This is a genomic window from Streptomyces sp. NPDC001348, assembly GCF_053597535.1.
Genome location: NZ_JBSFIK010000033.1, coordinates 67,144 through 85,420, shown reverse-complemented (window position 1 = coordinate 85,420; position 18,277 = coordinate 67,144). Strand labels below are relative to the sequence as shown.

General features: G+C 70.6%; 15 protein-coding genes and 3 pseudogenes. 14 read left to right on the top strand and 4 right to left on the bottom strand.

The window, feature by feature from the left end:
* Positions 1–247: 247 nt before the first annotated feature.
* From ACWC21_RS29335 to ACWC21_RS29320, 4 genes are read left to right on the top strand one after another with little or no spacing between them, the layout of a single operon-like run.
* Positions 248–1,588, top strand: a complete 1,341-nt coding sequence (locus ACWC21_RS29335) for a polyprenyl synthetase family protein (protein ID WP_450886056.1) — start codon at positions 248–250, stop codon at positions 1,586–1,588.
* Positions 1,585–3,120: a phytoene desaturase family protein gene (crtI, locus tag ACWC21_RS29330; protein WP_450886054.1), complete on the top strand. Its 1,536-nt coding sequence runs from the start codon at positions 1,585–1,587 to the stop codon at positions 3,118–3,120. Before ACWC21_RS29335 ends, crtI begins: the two co-directional genes overlap by 4 nt.
* The gene (locus tag ACWC21_RS29325; RefSeq protein ID WP_450886052.1) at positions 3,117–4,142 is read left to right on the top strand and encodes a phytoene/squalene synthase family protein; all 1,026 of its coding nucleotides are present in this window, start codon (positions 3,117–3,119) and stop codon (positions 4,140–4,142) included. The genes crtI and ACWC21_RS29325 overlap by 4 nt, the downstream gene beginning before the upstream one ends.
* Complete coding sequence (locus tag ACWC21_RS29320) at positions 4,139–5,149, top strand: DUF5914 domain-containing protein (RefSeq protein ID WP_450886050.1); 1,011 nt, start codon at positions 4,139–4,141, stop codon at positions 5,147–5,149. The genes ACWC21_RS29325 and ACWC21_RS29320 overlap by 4 nt, the downstream gene beginning before the upstream one ends.
* Positions 5,150–5,177: 28 nt before the next feature.
* Here the strand turns inward: ACWC21_RS29320 and ACWC21_RS29315 are convergent, their stop codons facing one another.
* Both ACWC21_RS29315 and panB read right to left on the bottom strand, forming a co-directional pair.
* Positions 5,178–5,360: a hypothetical protein gene (locus ACWC21_RS29315; RefSeq protein ID WP_450886048.1), complete on the bottom strand. Its 183-nt coding sequence runs from the start codon at positions 5,358–5,360 to the stop codon at positions 5,178–5,180.
* A gap of 105 nt (positions 5,361–5,465) precedes the next feature.
* Positions 5,466–6,332 carry a 3-methyl-2-oxobutanoate hydroxymethyltransferase gene (gene panB, locus ACWC21_RS29310; protein ID WP_450886046.1) on the bottom strand — a complete coding sequence of 289 codons (867 nt, stop codon included), beginning with the start codon at positions 6,330–6,332 and terminating at the stop codon, positions 5,466–5,468.
* A 246-nt stretch (positions 6,333–6,578) separates the two neighbouring features.
* Between panB and ACWC21_RS29305 the strand changes: the two genes are divergently transcribed.
* The 5 genes and pseudogenes from ACWC21_RS29305 to ACWC21_RS29285 form a co-directional block, all read left to right on the top strand.
* Positions 6,579–8,168, top strand: a complete 1,590-nt coding sequence (locus ACWC21_RS29305; protein WP_450886044.1) for an MFS transporter — start codon at positions 6,579–6,581, stop codon at positions 8,166–8,168.
* Positions 8,169–8,246: 78 nt separating this feature from the next.
* Positions 8,247–8,954: a TetR/AcrR family transcriptional regulator gene (locus ACWC21_RS29300; RefSeq protein WP_450886042.1), complete on the top strand. Its 708-nt coding sequence runs from the start codon at positions 8,247–8,249 to the stop codon at positions 8,952–8,954.
* A gap of 126 nt (positions 8,955–9,080) precedes the next feature.
* The gene (locus ACWC21_RS29295; protein ID WP_450886040.1) at positions 9,081–10,139 is read left to right on the top strand and encodes an endonuclease/exonuclease/phosphatase family protein; all 1,059 of its coding nucleotides are present in this window, start codon (positions 9,081–9,083) and stop codon (positions 10,137–10,139) included.
* A gap of 112 nt (positions 10,140–10,251) precedes the next feature.
* The gene (locus tag ACWC21_RS29290; protein WP_450886038.1) at positions 10,252–11,472 is read left to right on the top strand and encodes an MFS transporter; all 1,221 of its coding nucleotides are present in this window, start codon (positions 10,252–10,254) and stop codon (positions 11,470–11,472) included.
* A 213-nt stretch (positions 11,473–11,685) separates the two neighbouring features.
* Positions 11,686–11,967: pseudogene (locus ACWC21_RS29285) on the top strand (hypothetical protein); the annotation flags it as partial.
* A gap of 242 nt (positions 11,968–12,209) precedes the next feature.
* Here the strand turns inward: ACWC21_RS29285 and ACWC21_RS29280 are convergent.
* Positions 12,210–12,824: a hypothetical protein gene (locus tag ACWC21_RS29280; protein ID WP_450886036.1), complete on the bottom strand. Its 615-nt coding sequence runs from the start codon at positions 12,822–12,824 to the stop codon at positions 12,210–12,212.
* Positions 12,825–12,989: 165 nt separating this feature from the next.
* A complete protein-coding gene (locus ACWC21_RS29275) occupies positions 12,990–13,703 on the bottom strand; it encodes an SDR family oxidoreductase (RefSeq protein WP_450886034.1) in 714 nt (237 codons plus the stop codon).
* Between the two features lie 122 nt (positions 13,704–13,825).
* Here ACWC21_RS29275 and ACWC21_RS29270 point away from each other — a divergent pair, with 122 nt between their 5' ends.
* The 5 genes and pseudogenes from ACWC21_RS29270 (at position 13,826) to fxsT (ending at position 18,261) form a co-directional block, all read left to right on the top strand.
* Complete coding sequence (locus tag ACWC21_RS29270) at positions 13,826–14,635, top strand: DUF6461 domain-containing protein (protein ID WP_450886032.1); 810 nt, start codon at positions 13,826–13,828, stop codon at positions 14,633–14,635.
* A 21-nt stretch (positions 14,636–14,656) separates the two neighbouring features.
* Positions 14,657–15,070, top strand: a pseudogene (locus ACWC21_RS29265) (glutaredoxin domain-containing protein); the annotation flags it as partial.
* A gap of 39 nt (positions 15,071–15,109) precedes the next feature.
* A pseudogene (locus ACWC21_RS29260) lies at positions 15,110–15,262 on the top strand (DUF397 domain-containing protein); the annotation flags it as partial.
* 66 nt (positions 15,263–15,328) lie between these two features.
* A complete protein-coding gene (locus ACWC21_RS29255; protein ID WP_450886030.1) occupies positions 15,329–16,015 on the top strand; it encodes a hypothetical protein in 687 nt (228 codons plus the stop codon).
* A gap of 119 nt (positions 16,016–16,134) precedes the next feature.
* Entirely contained in the window at positions 16,135–18,261 is a 2,127-nt protein-coding gene (gene fxsT / locus ACWC21_RS29250; protein ID WP_450886029.1) for an FxSxx-COOH system tetratricopeptide repeat protein, read from the top strand.
* The last annotated feature ends 16 nt before the right edge of the window (positions 18,262–18,277 follow it).

Here is an 18,277-nt window from a genome sequence, read left to right as displayed (position 1 = left end):
GCAGAAGCATTCCGCGCCGCCGCCGTCCGCGGATGCAGCCGCGCTGGACGTGCCCCTACCGGGTGGCCGACGCGTCCCATCAGGCGAAGGCCCCGGTCATCCGCGCTCGTGAGTGGAATGGGTGTTGGTGCCGCCGCTCCAACCGGCCGGCCGGCCGTGCGGAGCGTCTTCGGGGTGCATCCGGTACGCCGCCTCCAGGCGAACGCATGGGTGCAGCCCCGTGCCCGCACCGACGAGAGGAACCGGGATGTGCCCCAGCAGCGCCCAGCAGGGTAGGCGTGACAAGCACCCTCCCGGTCCACGGCCGGTACGGCAGCCGGTCCGGGGCCGCGCCACCGGACCCGCGCCGGGGCCGGAACCGGCGGCGCCGGGGACCGTCCCGCACCTGGAGGCCGTGGACGCCGACGTACCGGCCGCCGTCGAACGAAGCCTGCGGCGGATCCTGGACGAACGTGTCGCACAGGCGTCGGCCCTGGATCCCCTGTTCGCCCAGGACCTGGCCGCACGACTGGCCGCCTTCACACTGGCGGGAGGCAAACGCACCCGACCGCGGTTTCTGTGGTGGGCGCTGCGTTCCTGCGGCGGTGGCGGCGAACCGGCACAGGCGGAGGCCGCCCTGCGTATCGCGGCCGCACTCGAACTGATCCAGACCTGCGCCCTGGTGCACGACGACGTGATGGACGACTCCGACCGGCGCCGCGGACGGCCGTCGGTGCACACCGACCTCGCCCGGCGGTACTCCCCACGGTGCGGCGGCACCGGCCACGACTTCGGCAGGGCCGCGGCCATCCTGGTCGGGGACCTCGCGCTGGCCTGGGCGGACGACGTCGTGGCCGCCACCGTGGCGGACCTGGCCGCCGCGGACACCGTCACCGCCCTCTGGCGTGCCCTGCGCACGGAGATGGTGGCCGGACAGTACCTGGACCTGCACGGCCAGGCCACCGGCACACGTTCCCCGGCCATCGCCGTACGCGTCGCCTACCTCAAGAGCGCTCTCTACTCGGTCGAGCGACCGGTCGCTCTGGGCGCAGCGCTGGCGCAGGCCGACCCGCGCACCACCTCGGCGCTGTGCGCGGCGGGACGATGCTCGGGCATCGCCTTCCAGCTGCGCGACGACCTTCTCGGTGTCTTCGCCGAGCCGCACGTCACCGGCAAACCCTCGGGCGACGACATCCGGCAGGGCAAGCCGACCTACCTCGTCGCCGTCGCCAGGGACCGGGCCGTGGCGGCCGGCGACACGGACGCGCTGGCCGTACTGGACCGGTGTGTGGGCGCGGGCCGGCTGACTCCGGCCCAGATGGGGGACGTACGGCAGGTCCTGGTCCGCACCGGAGCCCGGGCCGCCGTCGAGTCCCGTATCGAGCAACTCGTCGCCCGCGGCCTGCGCCATCTGGCCGACGCCGATCTGCGGCACCCCGGCCGCGAGCAGCTGCGGGACCTGCTGTGCGCCGCCGCGGGCGTCGTCACCGGCCCCGACACGGCCGCGCCGCCCCCTCCCGAGGCCGCGGCAGGGGCAGGGGCAGGGGCCGGGACCGCGGCGGAACCGGACGCCGCATCGCCCGGCCCGGCACAGGGGTGGTCGCGATGAGGACGGTGGCCGGCCGCACCGACCACGTCGTGGTCGTCGGCGCGGGCCTGTCCGGCCTGTCGGCCGCGCTGCACCTGCTGGGAGCCGGCCGGCGGGTGACCCTCGTGGAACGCGACCACCTGCCCGGCGGACGAGCCGGCCGACTGGACCGCGGCGGCTATCGCATCGACACCGGCCCCACCGTCCTGACCATGCCCCACCTCGCCGACGAGGCGTTCGCGGCCGTCGGGGAGCGGCTCGCCGACCACGTCGAACTGCTGCCCCTGCACCCGGCCTACCGGGCCTGCTTCGCCGATGGCAGCAGCCTGGACGTGCACACCGACGGCACCGCGATGGAGAGCGAGATCGAACGGTTCGCGGGGCCCCGCGAAGCGGCCGGGTACCGGCGGCTGCGCGCCTGGCTGACGCGGCTGTACACGGTGCAGATGCGCCGGTTCATCGACGCCAACTTCGACTCCCCGCTGGGCCTGCTCACCCCCGACCTGGCCCGACTGGCCGCACTCGGCGGCTTCGGCCGCCTGGACACGCGTATCGGACGGTTCCTGACCGACGAGCGTCTGCGGCGGGTGTTCACCTTCCAGTCCCTGTACGCCGGGGTCGCACCGGCCCGGGCCCTGGCCGCCTACGCCGTCATCGCGTACATGGACACCGTGGCGGGCGTGTACTTCCCGCGCGGCGGCATGCACGCCCTGCCCCGTGCCATGGCCACCGCCGCGGTCGGCGCCGGCGCGGACCTGCTCCTCGGGCGGGCGGTCACGCGCCTGGAGCGATCCGGCAGCCGGGTCACGGCCGTGGTCACCGCCGAGGAGCGGATCCCCTGCGACGCGGTCGTCCTCACCCCCGACCTGCCGACCGTCCACCGGCTGCTGGGCCGCCGGCCCCGCCGCCCGGTACCGCTGCGGCACGCGCCGTCGGCTGTCGTCCTGCACGCCGGCACGGACGTCACCTGGCCGCATCTGGCCCACCACACGCTGTCCTTCGGGGCCGCGTGGCACGAGACGTTCGACGAACTGACCCGGACCGGGAGCCTGATGACCGACCCGTCCCTGCTCATCACCCGCCCCACGGCCGGTGACCCCGCCCTCGCCCCCGAGGGCAGGCATCTGCACTACGTTCTGGCCCCCTGCCCCAACACCGACGTGGGGCCGTCCGCCGCGGCGTGGCACGACCTCGCGCCCCGCTACCGCGACAGCCTCCTGGCCGTCCTGGAGGCACGCGGGCTGCACGGCATCACCGAGCACATCGACGAGGAGTGCCTGGTGACTCCCGCCCACTGGGCCGCCCAGGGCCACGCCGCGGGCACTCCGTTCTCGGTGGCCCACACCTTCTCCCAGACCGGCCCGTTCCGCCCCCGCAACCTGGTGCGCGGGACGGACAACGCGGTCCTGGCGGGCTGCGGCACCACCCCCGGCGTCGGAGTGCCGACCGTCCTGGTCTCCGGCAGACTGGCCGCCGCCCGCATCACCGGCGCAGCCGGCCGCCGCCCGCACACCTCCGCACCGGATACGGCAGCGAGGGGTGTCCGCCCATGACCGAGCGGGAACTGAACGCCGCCGGCATCACCGACCCGGTGCTGCGCGCCGCCTACGCCCGTTGCCGGCGCCTCAACGCCCGGCACGGCCGGACCTACTTCCTCGCCACCCGTCTGCTGTCCGCCGACCGCCGACCCGCCGTGCACGCCCTGTACGGCTTCGCCCGCTGGGCCGACGACATCGTCGACAGCCACCGCGCCGCCGCACACCACGACCGCGCCGCGGCCCTCGCCCGGCTCGACACCCGACTGCGCCGGGCGCTGACCGGTCACCGGAGCATGGGCGCCGACCACGAGCCCGTGGTGCTGGCCGTGGCCGACACCGCCGCCCGCTACGCCATCCCCACCGAACACTTCACCGACTTCATGGCCTCGATGCGCAGCGATCTGACGGTCACCGAGTACGCCACCTACGACGATCTGTGCGGCTACATGCACGGCTCGGCCGCGGTCATCGGCCTGCAGATGCTGCCGGTACTCGGCACCGTGGGCCCCCTCGGCGAAGCCGCCCCGCACGCCGCCGCCCTCGGGATCGCCTTCCAGCTGACCAACTTCCTCCGCGACGTGGGCGAGGACCTGGACCGCGGCCGGGTGTACCTGCCGGCCGACCTGCTCACCGCCCACGGCGTGGACCGGCCCCTCCTGCAGTGGAGCAGGTCCACCGGGCGGCGGGACTCCCGCATCACCGCCGCGCTCCGGGCCGCCGAGGACCTCACCCGGGGCGTCTACCGGCAGGCGGCGCCCGGTCTCGCGATGCTGGACCCGCTGGCCCGTCCGTGCATCCGCACCGCCTACATCCTGTACCAGGGAATCCTGGACGCCATCGCCCGCGACGGATACGCCGTGCTGCACCGGCGCGCCGTGGTGCCCCGCCGCCGGCGGGCGGTCATCGCCGGCGACGGGCTCGTCCGGGTCGCGGCCGCCCGCCTCAGGGGCCGGCACGCCGGCGGGCGCGCTCCGGTCACCTCCCTGTCGGCCACGAGGTCCGCGCCGTCGTGGAACGACGCGAAGGAGACCGGATGAGGCCCGGACACACGCCGTCCCCAGGACGTCTTCCGCTGCGACTGCGGCGCGGCTCGCCCCCGTGGGCGCGCCAGCGGCCGACCTGGCGGGAAGCACGGCCCGCCGTCATCGCCTCCGCCGTCGAACGGGCCACGGCCCGGCCGTCCGGCAACTGGTTCGTCGTGGGCGCCGCCGGCGACCTGCGGCCCACCCGGCCGCTGGCGCGCACCGTCGCGGGCCAGGAGGTGGTGGTGTGGCGGGACCGCGGCGGGCGCCTGGTGGGCGGGCCCGGCGTCTGCCCGCACCTCGGCGCCCCGCTGGGCGACAGTCCGGTGCACTGCGGCACCCTGGTCTGCCACTGGCACGGCCTCGCCCTGGACGGTTCCCGGTCCGCCGGCTGGGAGCCCCTCCCGGTGCACGACGACGGCGTACTGGTGTGGGTGCGCCTGGACGCCGTCGGAGGGGAACGACCGACGCGTGCTCCCGTGGTCCCCCTCAGGCCCGAGCCGGCGACCGCTCTCCAGACCGTCTGGCACGGTGTGGGGGTCTGCGAACCGGAAGACGTGATCGCCAACCGTCTCGACCCGTGGCACGGAGCCTGGTACCACCCGCACACCTTCGTCGACCTCACCGTCGTCGAGGCCCCGGCCGGCCCGGAGGACGACGATCGCTTCGTCGTGGACGTCTCCTTCCGGCTCACTCGTCGCCTCGTCGTACCCGTCCGCGCCGAGTTCACCGCGCCCGAACCCCGCACCGTGCTCATGCGGATCACGGACGGCGAAGGGGAGACGTCCGTCGTCGAGACCCACGCCACGCCACTGGGCCCGGACGACCGCGGCAGGCCCCGCACCCTGGTCGTCGAGGCCGTACTGGCCACGTCCGAACGGCCCGGCTTCACCCTCGCCCGCAGGGCCGCCCCCCTCCTGAGGCCCCTCGTGCGCGCCGCCGTCGGCCGCCTCTGGCGGGACGACCTGGCCTACGCGGAACGTCGCCGGCACCTGCGGGAGACCGGCCGGTCACCCGGTTGACCCGCACGGTCACGGCCTGCGGGCGCGGTCAACCGCCGCTGCCGGGCCACTGCCACGTGCGGGTGCCGACCCACCAGGCGACGACATGGACGAAGACCAGGAGGAAGAGGCCCACGAACAGCACGAACCCGAACACGGCGGCCAGGGCCCACGCCCGCGGGTCCCGGCCGCCGACGTCCGGGCGCGGTGGCGGAGCTTTCGGGTTCGGCACGACTTCAGCGTCGGCTCCCGTCCCGGGGTCCGCATCTCGGGCGGAACGCGCGGCAGCCCGCCGACGGGGGACGATCGGCGGGCTGCCCGTGGTGCGGCGATGGTCCTAGTGGACGGAGTGCTCCTCCAGCGGGAACGTCCCGCCGACGACGTCCTCCGCGAACGCCCTGGCCGCGTCGCCCATGACCTCACGCAGGTTCGCGTACTTCTTGACGAACTTCGGCACGCGACCCGAGGTCAGCCCGAGCATGTCCGTCCACACCAGCACCTGCGCGTCCGTCTCCGGCCCGGCGCCGATGCCGACGGTCGGGATCTGCAGCACCCGCGTGACCTCGGCGGCCAGCTCGGCCGGCACCAGCTCCAGCACCACCGCGAACGCACCCGCGTCCTGCACGGCCTTCGCGTCCCGCAGCAACTGCTGGGCGGCCTCCTCGCCGCGCCCCTGCACGCGGTAGCCCATGGCGTTGACCGACTGCGGGGTCAGCCCGATGTGGGCCATGACCGGGATGCCGGACTCCACCAGGAGCCGGATCTGCTCGTGCGAGCGCTCGCCGCCCTCCAGCTTCACGGCGCCGACACCCGCCTCCTTCACCAGCCGGGTCGCCGAGCGCAGCGCCTGCACCGGGCCCTCCTGGTAGGAGCCGAAGGGCAGGTCGCCGACGATCAGGGCGCGGTTCGTGCCCCGTACGACGGCCGCCGAGAGCATGCTCATCTCGTCGAGGGTGACGGGCACGGTCGACTCGTACCCGAGGTGGCAGTTGCCGGCCGAGTCGCCGACCAGGATGACCGGGATGCCGGCCTCGTCGAACACGGACGCCGTCATCGCGTCGTAGGCGGTGAGCATGGGCCACTTCTCGCCGCGTTCCTTGGCGAGGGCGATGTCGCGAACGGTGATGCGGCGCGTGCCCTTGCCCCCGTACAGCGCCTTGCTGCCGTCGGAGGGCTTCGTCTGGGCAGCCGAAAGCTGCGTCATTGCAACGGCTCCTAACGTCATCTCGAGGCGCCCTGACGGCGTCCCCGGACCCTCTCCATGGTGGCACCTCGTGCCAGTGACGGCCAAGGGGGCCCGACGTGATCCCTCGCGCACACCTCACCCCCCGCCTCGCGCACGCCCCTTGTCCCCCTCACGCCCACGCCATGTCCCCGCTCGCGTAAGACCTTGGCAAAGGAATACAGATACGAGACGGTTCCGTATTGGAATTGCCCTAGGTTCGTCCCCATGACTACTCCTGCCGTCCCTGCCCGCCGGATACCGGAAGAGGTCCACCGGCGCCGCTGGGCGATCCTCGGCGTGCTGATGCTGAGCCTGCTCATCGTGGTGCTGGACAACTCGATCCTGAACGTCGCCATCAAGACGATCTCGACCCCGGCGCCGACCGGTCTGGGCGCCACCCAGAGCGAGCTCGAGTGGGCGATCAACGCCTACACCCTCGTCTTCGCCGGTCTCCTGTTCACCGCCGGCCTCGTCGGCGACCGGATCGGCCGCAAGAAGGTCCTGCTGGGCGGCCTCGTGGTGTTCGGCGTCGGGTCGGCCCTGGCCGCCGAGTCCGGTTCGCCCGGCCAGCTCATCGCCTACCGCGCGCTGATGGCCCTGGGCGCCGCCTTCGTCATGCCCGCCACCCTCGCCGTCCTGATGAACGTCTTCGAGCGCGAGGAGCAGCCCAAGGCCATCGGCATCTGGGCGGGCGGAGTCGGCCTGGCCATCGCGATCGGGCCGATCACGGGCGGCGTGCTGCTCGACCACTTCTGGTGGGGCTCGGTCTTCCTCATCAACGTGCCCATCGTGATCCTCGCCCTCGGGCTCATGGTGTGGCTGGTGCCCGACTCCCGCGACCCGAACCCGGGCCGCCTCGACCCCGTCGGTGTCGTCCTGTCGGTCGTCGGCCTGGTCCTGCTCGTCTACGGCATCATCAAGGGCGGCCAGCTGGCCGACTTCACGGACGCCAAGGTGCTGGCGACCATCCTGTCCGGTCTCGCCGTCCTCGCCGCCTTCGTGGTCTTCGAGAAGCGCAGCGACCACCCGTCCCTGGACGTCACCTACTTCAAGAACAAGGTGTTCTCGGCCGCCATGAGCGCCATCGCGCTGGTCTTCTTCGCGCTGATGGGTGTGACCTTCTTCTCGGTCTTCTACACCCAGAGCGTGCGCGGCTACTCGCCGCTGCAGTCCGGTCTGCTGATGCTGCCGCTGGCCGCCGCCCAGATGATCTTCGCGCCGCGTGCCCGGCTGGTGGTCGACCGGTTCGGCAACAAGGCCACCACCACGGCGGGCCTGGTGCTGATCGCCGCGACGCTCACCGCGTTCGCCGCCTTCGAGGCGGACACGCCGATCTGGCTGCTGGAGGTCGTCTTCTTCCTGATGGGCACCGGCATGGCGCACATCATGACTCCCACCTCCGTGGTCATCATGCAGGCCCTGCCGCGCGAGAAGGCCGGCTCGGCCTCCGCCCTCAGCAACACCTTCCGCCAGGTCGGCGGCGCCCTCGGTATCGCCGTACTCGGCTCGGTCCTGTCCACCGCCTACCGGACCGGCATCGACGGGAAGCTCGGGTTGCTGCCGGCCGGTCTCAAGGACACGGCGGGCGAGTCCATCGAGGCCACGCTCGGCGTCGCCGCGAAGCTCGGGCCCCGGGGCAAGGCCCTGGTCGACCCCGCCAACGACGCCTTCCTGCACGCCATGCACGTGACCGCGCTGTGCGGCACCGGCGTCGCGCTCATCGGCGCCGTCGTCACGGCGCTCTTCCTGCCGGGCAAGCCGTCGGCGCGTCAGAAGGACGAGGAGGAGACGCAGTTGGTGGCTGCGGGAGAATAGCCGGCGGGGGAGAGCAGACCGACGGGGGAGGAGGCGGCTGCGCCACAATCGGCGCAGCAGGCGAAAGGACGGAAAGACGTGAGCCTTGCCGACAGCCGGTCCGCCGACAGCCGGTCCCGGCCGGACGCCCCCAGCCGGGGCCGGCCGCGCAGCGAGGCGGTGGAACAGGCCATCCTCGAGAGTGTGATGAAGCTCCTCGAGGAGGGTGTCTCGCTGGCGGAACTCTCCATCGAGCGCATCGCCCGCACCGCCGGCGTCGGCAAGGCGACCATCTACCGCCGCTGGAGCGGCAAGGAGGAGCTGTTCGTCGACGTCGTGCGGGCCGCCGAACCCGACGACCCGGAACTCCCGGGCACCTCGATGCGGGACGACCTGGTCGTACTGCTGGAGGCGCTGCGCCAACGCGGGCTGGTCAGCCGCTCGTCGGCGATCCTGCACAGCGTGCACGCCCAGATGAAGAGCAGCCCCAAGATCTGGGCCGCCTACCACGCCAGCGTGATAGCTCCCCGGCGCGAGACCGGACTGCAGGTCCTGCGCCGGGGCCGGCTGAACGGCGAACTCCGCGCGGACGTCGACCTGGAACTGGCGAACGACCTGCTGGTCGGGCCCATGCTCAGCCGAACCGTCATGCGGCCGGACGCCGACCTCCACGAAGGACTCGCGGAGGAGATCGTGGACACGGTCCTGGCAGGCCTACGGCCCGTCAGTTCCCCGAAGACCGAAGGCCGGAATGTGCGCGTTTCGTCACAGACCGCGTTGGTCACTCCGGTAACCGGAACTTCCTGAACCGACTTGTTCGTCCTCGTGCCCGTACGGCCGTCATGGGACGGCCGGAACGAGGTCGATCATCCCCTAGGGTCGGAAGGGACACGGGGAAACACGGTGTGCACGGCAGGCAGTGAGGCAGACGGTATGGCGCAGCAGGCGTACATGACGGAGACGGACAACGGCGGCTCGGGGCCCGAGCACCAGGGATCTCGGCTTCGGCGCCTGACCAACCGGATCCTCGGCGGCTGGCGGGGGGACCCGCGCATCTGGCGGCGCGGCGTCGTCCTCGCCGCACTCGCCCTGCTGCTCGCCCTCGTGATGCTGCTGCACTCGCGCATCCCCAACCGGATCGGCAACCTCGGCAGCCTCACGGAGACCTTCCTGCCCTGGCTGGGGCTGGCCATCCCGGTACTGCTGGTCCTGGGGCTGGTGCGCAGGTCCGCGACGGCGCTGATCGCGACACTGCTGCCCGCGGTCGTGTGGCTGAACCTCTTCGGCGGGCTGCTCACCGACAAGTCGGGCGGCGGCGGCGACCTGGTGGTGGCCACGCACAACGTCAACGCCGACAACCCGGACCCCTCCGGAACCGCCCGGGACGTGGCCGCGTCCGGCGCGGACGTGCTGGCGCTGGAGGAACTGAAGGCTTCCGCCGTTCCGGTGTACGAGAGGGCGCTGGCGTCGACGTACCGGTACCACTCGGTCCAGGGCACCGTCGGGCTGTGGAGCAAGTACCCGCTGAGCGACGCCCGGGCCGTCGACATCAAGCTGGGCTGGACGCGTGCCATGCGTGCCACGGTGGCGACCCCCGAGGGTCCGGTCGCGGTGTACGTCGCCCACCTGCCGTCGGTGCGGGTGAAGATGGAGGCAGGGTTCACCGCCCGGCAGCGCGACACGAGCGCCGACGCGCTCGGTGAGGCGATCGCCGACGAGACGGACCAGCGGGTGGTACTGCTCGGCGACCTCAACGGCACGATGAACGACCGCGCCCTCAACGGCGTGACCTCCCAGATGCGTTCGACGCAGGGCGCCGCGGGCAGCGGCTTCGGCTTCAGCTGGCCGGCGTCGTTCCCGATGGCCCGGATCGACCAGATCATGGTCAAGGGCATCGAGCCGGAGAGCTCCTGGACGCTGCCGCGAACGGGGAGCGACCATCTGCCGGTGGCGGCGCGTGTGAAGGTCACCACATCGGCGACGGGGTCCTGACCCGCTGGAATAGCGGCCCCGAGCGGGTTTGTTCCGTACTTGAACATAGTGGTACGACTGAGAAGTCGCGCAACTGTACGGAACTGCACGCAACGCTCTGAGAGGTCCCCTCATGCCCCTGGCCCTGCTCGCCCTTGCCGTGGGCGCCTTCGGCATCGGTACGACCGAGTTCGTGATGATGGGCCTGCTGCCCGACGTCGCGGAAGACCTGCACATCTCGATCCCCAGCGCCGGCCACCTGGTCTCGGCGTACGCGCTGGGCGTCGTCATCGGCGCCCCGCTCCTGGCCGCGGTCACCGCGCGGATGTCCCGCCGCACCGTCCTGATCGGCCTGATGGTCCTGTTCGTCGCGGGCAACGCCCTCTCGGCGTTCGCCCCCGGCAACGGGTCGCTGCTCGCCGCCCGCTTCCTGAGCGGACTGCCGCACGGCGCGTTCTTCGGCGTGGGCGCGGTGGTCGCGACGACCATGGTGGCGCCCGAGCGCAAGGCCCGCTCCGTGTCCCTGATGTTCCTCGGCCTGACCGTCGCGAACGTCGCGGGCGTGCCCGTCGCCACGCTCATGGGTCAGCACCTGGGCTGGAGGGCGACGTTCCTCGGCGTCAGCGCGATCGGCCTGGTGGCGATAGCCGCGCTGGCCGCCCTGATCCCGCACGACCACACGCACGCCTCCGCGGCCGGCCTGCGCGGCGAACTGGCCGCCCTGCGCTCGCTGCCGGTGTGGCTGGCCCTCGGCACGACGGTGGCCGGCTTCGGCGCGCTGTTCTCGGCGTACAGCTACATCACGCCGATGCTGACCCGGTCCGCCGGGTTCGCCGAGTCCGACGTGACGTTGCTGCTCGCGCTGTTCGGCGTCGGCGCCACCGCCGGCAACCTGCTCGGCGGCCGCCTCGCCGACCACTCCCTGCGCGGCACGCTGTTCAGCGGGCTCGGCTCCCTGGTCGCGGTACTGCTGCTGTTCCCCGTCCTCATGCGGGCGGAGTGGAGCGCCGCCCTCGCGGTGGTCCTCCTCGGCACGGCCGCCTTCGCGACGGGCTCCCCCCTGCAGCTCATGGTCATGGACAAGGCTTCCACGGCCCCTTCCCTGGCCTCCTCCGCCAACCAGGCCGCGTTCAACCTGGCCAACGCGGGCGGCGCCTGGATCGGCGGCCTGGCCCTGGCGGCCGGCTTCGGTGCGACGTCCCCGGCGCTCGCCGGTGCGGTACTGGCGGCGCTCGGCCTGGCGGTGGCCGGTGTGGCCTACGCGGTGGACCGGCGCCGGGCCCCTGCCGCGGGCGGCCGGGAGCGCGTGGTCGCCTCCCACGTCCCGCAGGAGGCGGAGGCGCTGCACCACTGAGTGCGGCGGGCCGACGGGGGCCGGGCGTGCTCGCGGGCGCTCGTGGTGAGCCCCCGTCACATCCGTCCGCCGCGGGTCAGCCCGCTTCCCCAGGGCGTCCGCCCGCCCCACCAGGTCAGCCGCGATGCCGTCCCAGTCCGGGCCGTGCAACCACAGGCTCTGGGCGGCCTCCCGCAGCAGTGCCGGTTCGTCCGGCCGCTGCAACAGCACCAGGCCGGGCACGGCCGCCGCGTCGCCCTCGTCGGCTTCGACGACTTCGAGCTCGCCGACCTCCTCCAGCCGGGCGTCACGGTCGTCGCCCAGGACGCGGCCGCGCTCGGCCGGTACGCCAGGTTGCGGACCCAGACCGGCAGGCGGCCGTCGACCAGGTGCGGGCAGAGCTCGCGCAGCATCGCCAGGATCGAGTCCGCGTCGGCGAAGGTCAGCTCCTCGACGAAGCAGCGCTCCTCGTGCTCCAGTCCACACTCCGGCACGGGCCGGTACTCGTCCCCGTAGAGACACCGGGCGTGCTCCGTCAGGCTGGTGTGCATGCACGGGAGCCTAGTTCGCGGGCTGCACCCATCAGAGTGGCGCAACCGGGATGCATGGACGAGTGGTGGGCGTGATTGGCGGACATGGGCCATACCCCACCTCACCGGCCTGCGGTTCTGTCGTCCGTCCCTGGCCCATGTCTGCCAATTGCCGAGGTGCTGCGACCCACCCGTGCGCCACGTGAGCGCCGGGCCCTCTGTACGCCGTCAGTCGACCCGGTCGTTGAGCCCCTCGGGTACGACCCATTTCGGGTAGCCGAAACGCTCACCGAGGGCGACGAGGCGTGGCCGGTCGGCCGGTACGTGGTACGCCTTCATGGCACGCAGGAACAGCCGGTAGCCGAGGTCCGCGCAGCACTCGGTGACCACCCGCTCCAGCGCGGGGACAAGGCCGGTCACCGGGATACCGAACGGCGGATTCCCGACCGCGAGGCTCAGTCGTTCCGCGACCGGGTGGATCACCTCCAGGACGGCCCGCCGCAGCTCCTCGTCCACCACCGGCTGTGGCGGCGGGGGGACGAACGCCGGATCGCCCCGGCGCACCCGGGCCAGCCATGCCTCTTCGGCCTTCCGCAGCCAGGCACCAGTGCCCATACCGTTCGCACCCGGGTCGAAGACCCCGTGGGTGGCGGCGAGCCACACCGTGCGGATCGTCTCGTCCGTCAGCCCAGAGCGCAGCAACCGCTGGACGTCCTGACCCAGTTGGGCGGCCTTAGAGCGGTCGAACTCCTCGACCGACGACTCCACGATCCTGAGCCACACCACGGCGGGGTCCTCGTCGGAGTCAGGCGGGACATACTCCTTGTAGAAGTACTCCAGCACCTCCCATTGCGAGGCCAGCCAGGTCAGCCCGATGTCCGTCGTGTAGACGTCCTCGAGGAAGCCCCCTCGGTGTCGCTGTCAGGCTCGTGTGCCATCGTCCCCTCCCCGGACTGCAGCCGACTTCACCGGCCGGGCGCCCTTGAGCCGTGTCCATGCGCCCGGCTGTCAGAGACCGCCGTCGCTCTGGAGAAGCTGGCCGTTGATCCATCCGCCCTCTGCGGAGCAGAGGAAGGTGACGAGGTTGGCGCAGTCCTGCGGCACACCGAGGCGTCCCAGAGGCGTGAAGCGGATCGTGTCCGCCTTCTGCTCCTCGGTCATCCACCCGGTGTCGGTCGGTCCGGGATTGATCGCGTTGCAGGTTACTCCCAGGTGAGCGAGTCCACGTGCGGCGGCCAACGTGATCCGGTCCATCGCCCCCTTGCTCGCCCCATAAGGCAGGTTGCCTGCGGTGTGGTCGCTGGTCAGGCTGATGATCCGCCCATTGCCGTGCGGCCCACCGAACCGCAGCCCGTACTCCCGGATCAGCAGCCAGGTCGCCCGTGCATTGACCGCGAAGTGCAGGTCGAAGCTCTTCACCGTGGTGTCCAACAGACCGGAGTCGACGGACTCGCAATGGCAGAGCATCAGCGCGGTGACGTTGCCCAGCTCACGCTCGACGCTGTCGAAGAGCTGGGTCGGCACGGCCGGGTCGCTCAGGTCCGCCTCGGCCGCGAGTGTTCTCGCCCCGAGGGCCGCCGCCTTCTTTCGCAACTCCTCGGGCGTGCCCGGCTCCATGCCCCACTGCATCCGTGCGTCATACGGAGTCCAGTACGTGAAGGCCACGTCCCACCCGGCCCCGGCCAGACCCAGTACTACGGACGCGGCGATCCCCGCAGTCATGATCCGCATCCTGGCGGGCCGGCGTTCGCATGACACCCCATTTTCCCGCGCCGTGGGTGACCACGTCTGGTGGCTGATCTCGTTGCACAGTCTTGTCAGTGGCGGCAGGCAGACTGTGCCGCATGACTGCGGTGACCGCACATGACTATGCCTGGACAGGGTCCTCTCCGTTGTTCGGCTACGCGCTGGAGGCCGGGTACACCCTGACCCTGGTGCGGGGTGTCGCCCCGGGGGAGGTGCTGCGGGTGATGGGGGCGGAACCTCTGGGTTCGTGCACAGGGGCGGACGCGTTGATCGAGCGGCAGGACGAGCTTCGCGACCCAGCGGACTACTGGGACGAAGCCTTCGTTGCGGGAGCGTTCTCCGTCCCGGGCGAAGGTGGTGACTGGACACTCGTCCTGCACGTCGGAGAAGGGGGTATGGGAATGCAGCCGCGTTTCCTGGAGGCCCTGTCGGCCGGTGGGCGCGCGGTGGTGCACTCCAGCAATGGAGGCAAGCCCATGCACTTCTTCAATTGGTATGAGGACGGCGAACTCCGGACCACCTTCGAGCGGTCCACATCCAGGGACGGCGGCACTCCCGATGCTCTCAACCCGGTGATGCGGGAGGTCGGCCTCGCGCTGTCGGACGACGAGGGCGAGACGAACGGGCTCTTCCACACCAAGGCGGCGGTCTTCGCCCTCGCCGAGCGGCTGACCGGGGTTCGGGTGACGGAGGAACTGCTCCGGGATTCCGAATACCAACTCGGGCACGTACCCGAGGAACCCGCGGAGGACTGGACCGGCATCGTCATCGACATCACCGACGCCCACGGGGAACGTCTCTACAAGGAGTTCACCCGCGACGAGGTCGAGGCCGCTTCGGCCCGCGCGCGGGCCGAAGCCGCAAAGCCCGTCGCCGGCGATGGGCCGCCTGGCCCTTCGCCTGCCTGACCGGTTCGGTGACGCTCCTGGATGTGTGACCACCGTGATGCGCGCGCTTGGACCTCGTCGATACTCTTCGCGCTGTGCGGCTCGGTCATCGCGATCTTGCTGGTTCTGACAGGTGATCCTGGCGCTGCCGTAGCGCCCTCTCCGGCCTTCGTGCTGATCGCGGGCATGAACTCGCCTCTCGTCTTCCCGAGATCGATCGGAGTGGTGGAGGCGCAGCGCCGTTGTGCCGCTGACAGCCGGACCGTCGTCCTCTGACGGCCGGGCTGTGCGCACTGTCTGCGCCTGCGCATGCGACTGGGCCGTTGTGGGCGCCAGTTGCACTGGGGCAACATCTGGCGTGACGCGGTCGGCGCGGCGGCGGTGAGGGCGGTCGACGAGGGCAACGAGACCGTGCCGACCGTCTTCGTGGGCGGTCGGCCTCATGTCAACCCCGATGCCGGCGATTTCCCTGGCGCCGCCCTCTGGCGCAAGTCCAGTTACAGCAACGGCGACGGCGGCAACTGCCTCGAAGTCGCCGAGAACATCCCCGGCCCTGTCCCCGTCCGAGACTCCAAGACCCCGGACGGCCCCGCCCTCATCCTCACCGCCACCGCCCGGGCCCCCTTCATCGCCTCGCTCAAGGGGTGAGCCTGGGGCCGAGAGTGGAGCCATTGCGATCAGCGATGGGGGCTACGGCCCCCTTTCGTCGTCGCCGTGATCCGCTCGCCGTACTCCGGCGGCAGAACTCGTTCATACCGCCGCAGTTATGACCATGAAATTATCACATATGGCGCCCGCATATTCGTCATGGCGCAGAATGTAGCCACGATGTGTCTCGATTTCGGCGTGCCTCAATTGCGGTGTGAAACCCTCACGGATTGCACTATGCTCCCTGCTGGCGCAAGTGTCGACTTAGGGGGCCTGATGGTAGGTGCGGAACTTGTTGTCGGGTATGTCTTCGGCTGGCTGTTACGCAAGGCGAAACATGCGGCCAATCGGGCGGATGGTCAAGTGGATGCGGCATTGGACGCGAGTGTCGACAGCCTCTGCGAGAGGCTGCACGGCCTGGTTTCGGACAAGCTGGCTCGAGACCCCGGATTCGACAGGCTCACCCAGGAAGCCGCCCAGGGGCAGGAACACCCCTCGCCGAGGACCGCTCAGCGTGTGGCCCTTGCGCTGGAGGAAGCCGCGGAAGAGGACGAGCAGCTTGCCCGCGAGGTCGATGCTCTGATCACGCAACTCCAGGCGTTGGGCGGCGTGAGGACGAACGCTTCGGATGGCGGGGTGGCGGTGACCGGGGCTCTGGAGATCCAGGCCGACTCCGGCTCCATCGCGGCCGCGGTCATCCATGGAGGTGCTCGGGTGGAGCGCCCTCACCGGCCGGATCCGCCCCAGGGCTAGACGGGTCCGGGGGTGACACCGCCCAACTGCAGAGGGTCGCGTCCGTCCGCGCGGACGACGGAAGCATCGCCGCACAACGCATCGACAACGTCTGGATCGCGTCGGCGCCCCAGTCAGCCATGCCACCAGCGGTCCGCCGAGCGAGTGGACCGCTCGGTGGCCCCGGTGACGGTCGGTTGTGGAACATTCCGTCGCCGGTCCGAAGCTTCGTCGATCGCAAAACGGAAATGAAGCGCCTGTACGCAAAGCTACTTGGAACAACCACGGAATCCGCGGTACAGATCCTTACGCTGTACGGCTTGGGAGGCATCGGAAAGACCCAGCTCGCCAGGGCCTACGCGCACCGGTACTTCAAGAATTACCGCCTGGGGTGGTGGATATCCGCAGAAACGGTACCGGCCGCCGAAGCCGGCTTGGCGGATCTCGCCCTACGGCTCGGTGCGCCCGCGGATCTCCAGACCGGTCAGCTTGCCGCGCATGCGCACAGCTTGCTCGCTGAGCGATCCGAATGGTTGTTGATCTTCGATAATTCGACATCCCCGTCCGATCTCGGCCCTTTTCTTCCCGCCCTGGGCCGCGGACATGTCCTGATAACTTCTCGTAACACAGCGTGGGGAGGTGTGGCCGAGCCCATGTCGGTCGAGCTGCTTCCACTGGACGCGGCGGTCGAGTTGCTGCTGCTCCGCAGTGGCGACCCGGACCAGGATTCGGCGCGCGCGCTGGCCGAGGAACTCGGACAGCTGTCGCTGGCACTGGAGCAGGCCGCCGCATACTGCGCCGAGTGTCGTGTGTCGCTCGCACACTATTTGCGGATCTTCCGCACACGACGCGCAGACTTACTCACCCGCGGTCGTCCACTGGCCTACGAAGGTACGGTGGACACCGCCTTCAGCCTCCTCGTCGGGCAACTGCACGATACTCAGCCGGCAGCAGTGCAACTGCTCTCGTTCTGCGCCCTGTTCGCGCCCGACCAGATTCCGGTATACAAAATTCTTGACCATCCGGCGCAGCTGCCCGCACCCTTGCGGGACGCCGCGGCCGACCCCGTGGACGGACCCGAGGTGATCGGAGCCCTCTACCGGAATAGTCTCCTGACGCCGGACACGGATCGGGGCGAGTCTGCGAGAATCCACCGTCTGGTCCGTGACATCGCTTTCGACCACATCCCCGAAACCGACCGCCCAGAGCTGGTGTCAGCTGCTATCGAGGTCATGGCCGCACTGTTTCCGAACACTCCAGGCGCTTTGGAGACTCGCTCGACGTGCGTCCAGCTCCTCCCTCACGCCTACTCCTTGATCGTCCACGGGAGCAGACTGGGCGTCACCACTCTTTCCTTCGCGGATCTACTGGACCGTGTCGCCTACTACCTCCTGGTGTGGACCACGGAAACGGAAAGAGCCAGCGAACTCCAGGAGCAGTCGCTCGGAATCCGTCGGAGAATCCCCCCACTGGATTCCCCGGCCACCGCGACATGCCTGAACGGCCTGGCCACCGCCATGCGGCACATGGGGAATCTCGACCGGTCCCGCGAACTGCACGAACAGGCCCTGGCCATGCACTACCGTGTGCACCCGGGCGATCATCCCGACACATCGACGACGTTGACAGACCTCTCCTTCACGTGTTCCCGGCTGGAAGACGGAGAGTCCGCCCGTCGATACGGTGAAGACGCGCTCGCGATGCGCCGAAGGCTGTACCGAGGCGACCACGTCGACATCATCGTCAGCCTCAACGATCTGGGTGTCGCGTTGCGCTCCCTCGGGCGGGAATCAGACGCTCTCGTCCTTCATGAGGAGGCGCTGGCGATGGCTCGCAGACTTTATGCCGACGACCATCCCGAAGCGGCGCAGAGTTATTACGAACTCGGGGTCACCATGCGCCTGCTCGGCGATTATCGACAAGCCTTCGAGTTCGCGAGAAAAGGGCTCGAAATGCGCGAGCGGCTGCACCCCGGCGATCATCGGCACACCGCTCGCAGCCTTCACGACCTGGCCGTCACATCGCGCCTCCTCAACCAGCTCAACAATGCACGTTCACTGCACGAGCGAGCACTCAGCATGCGAGAGCGTCTTCATCACGGCGATCACCCGGAAACCGTTCAGAGCCTGCTCGAACTGTCCGCCACCGAAGAGCAGTCCGGAAACAGTCTTAAGGCCGCTGCTCTGAAGAACCGCGCTCTCAGGATTCAGGACAGGCTGGCCCGCCGGGACAGCGCAACGCCTCCGAACCACACCACCGACAACTAGTGCAGAGGACATGACC

Coding starts and splice junctions, on each gene's coding strand:
- ACWC21_RS29335 (WP_450886056.1), top strand. CDS start 248: ATGTGCCCCAGCAGCGCCCAGCAGGGTAGGCGTGACAAGCACCCTCCC.
- crtI (WP_450886054.1), top strand. CDS start 1,585: ATGAGGACGGTGGCCGGCCGCACCGACCACGTCGTGGTCGTCGGCGCG.
- ACWC21_RS29325 (WP_450886052.1), top strand. CDS start 3,117: ATGACCGAGCGGGAACTGAACGCCGCCGGCATCACCGACCCGGTGCTG.
- ACWC21_RS29320 (WP_450886050.1), top strand. CDS start 4,139: ATGAGGCCCGGACACACGCCGTCCCCAGGACGTCTTCCGCTGCGACTG.
- panB (WP_450886046.1), bottom strand. CDS start 6,332: ATGACGCAGCTTTCGGCTGCCCAGACGAAGCCCTCCGACGGCAGCAAG.
- ACWC21_RS29305 (WP_450886044.1), top strand. CDS start 6,579: ATGACTACTCCTGCCGTCCCTGCCCGCCGGATACCGGAAGAGGTCCAC.
- ACWC21_RS29295 (WP_450886040.1), top strand. CDS start 9,081: ATGGCGCAGCAGGCGTACATGACGGAGACGGACAACGGCGGCTCGGGG.
- ACWC21_RS29290 (WP_450886038.1), top strand. CDS start 10,252: ATGCCCCTGGCCCTGCTCGCCCTTGCCGTGGGCGCCTTCGGCATCGGT.
- ACWC21_RS29275 (WP_450886034.1), bottom strand. CDS start 13,703: ATGACTGCGGGGATCGCCGCGTCCGTAGTACTGGGTCTGGCCGGGGCC.
- ACWC21_RS29270 (WP_450886032.1), top strand. CDS start 13,826: ATGACTGCGGTGACCGCACATGACTATGCCTGGACAGGGTCCTCTCCG.
- fxsT (WP_450886029.1), top strand. CDS start 16,135: ATGCCACCAGCGGTCCGCCGAGCGAGTGGACCGCTCGGTGGCCCCGGT.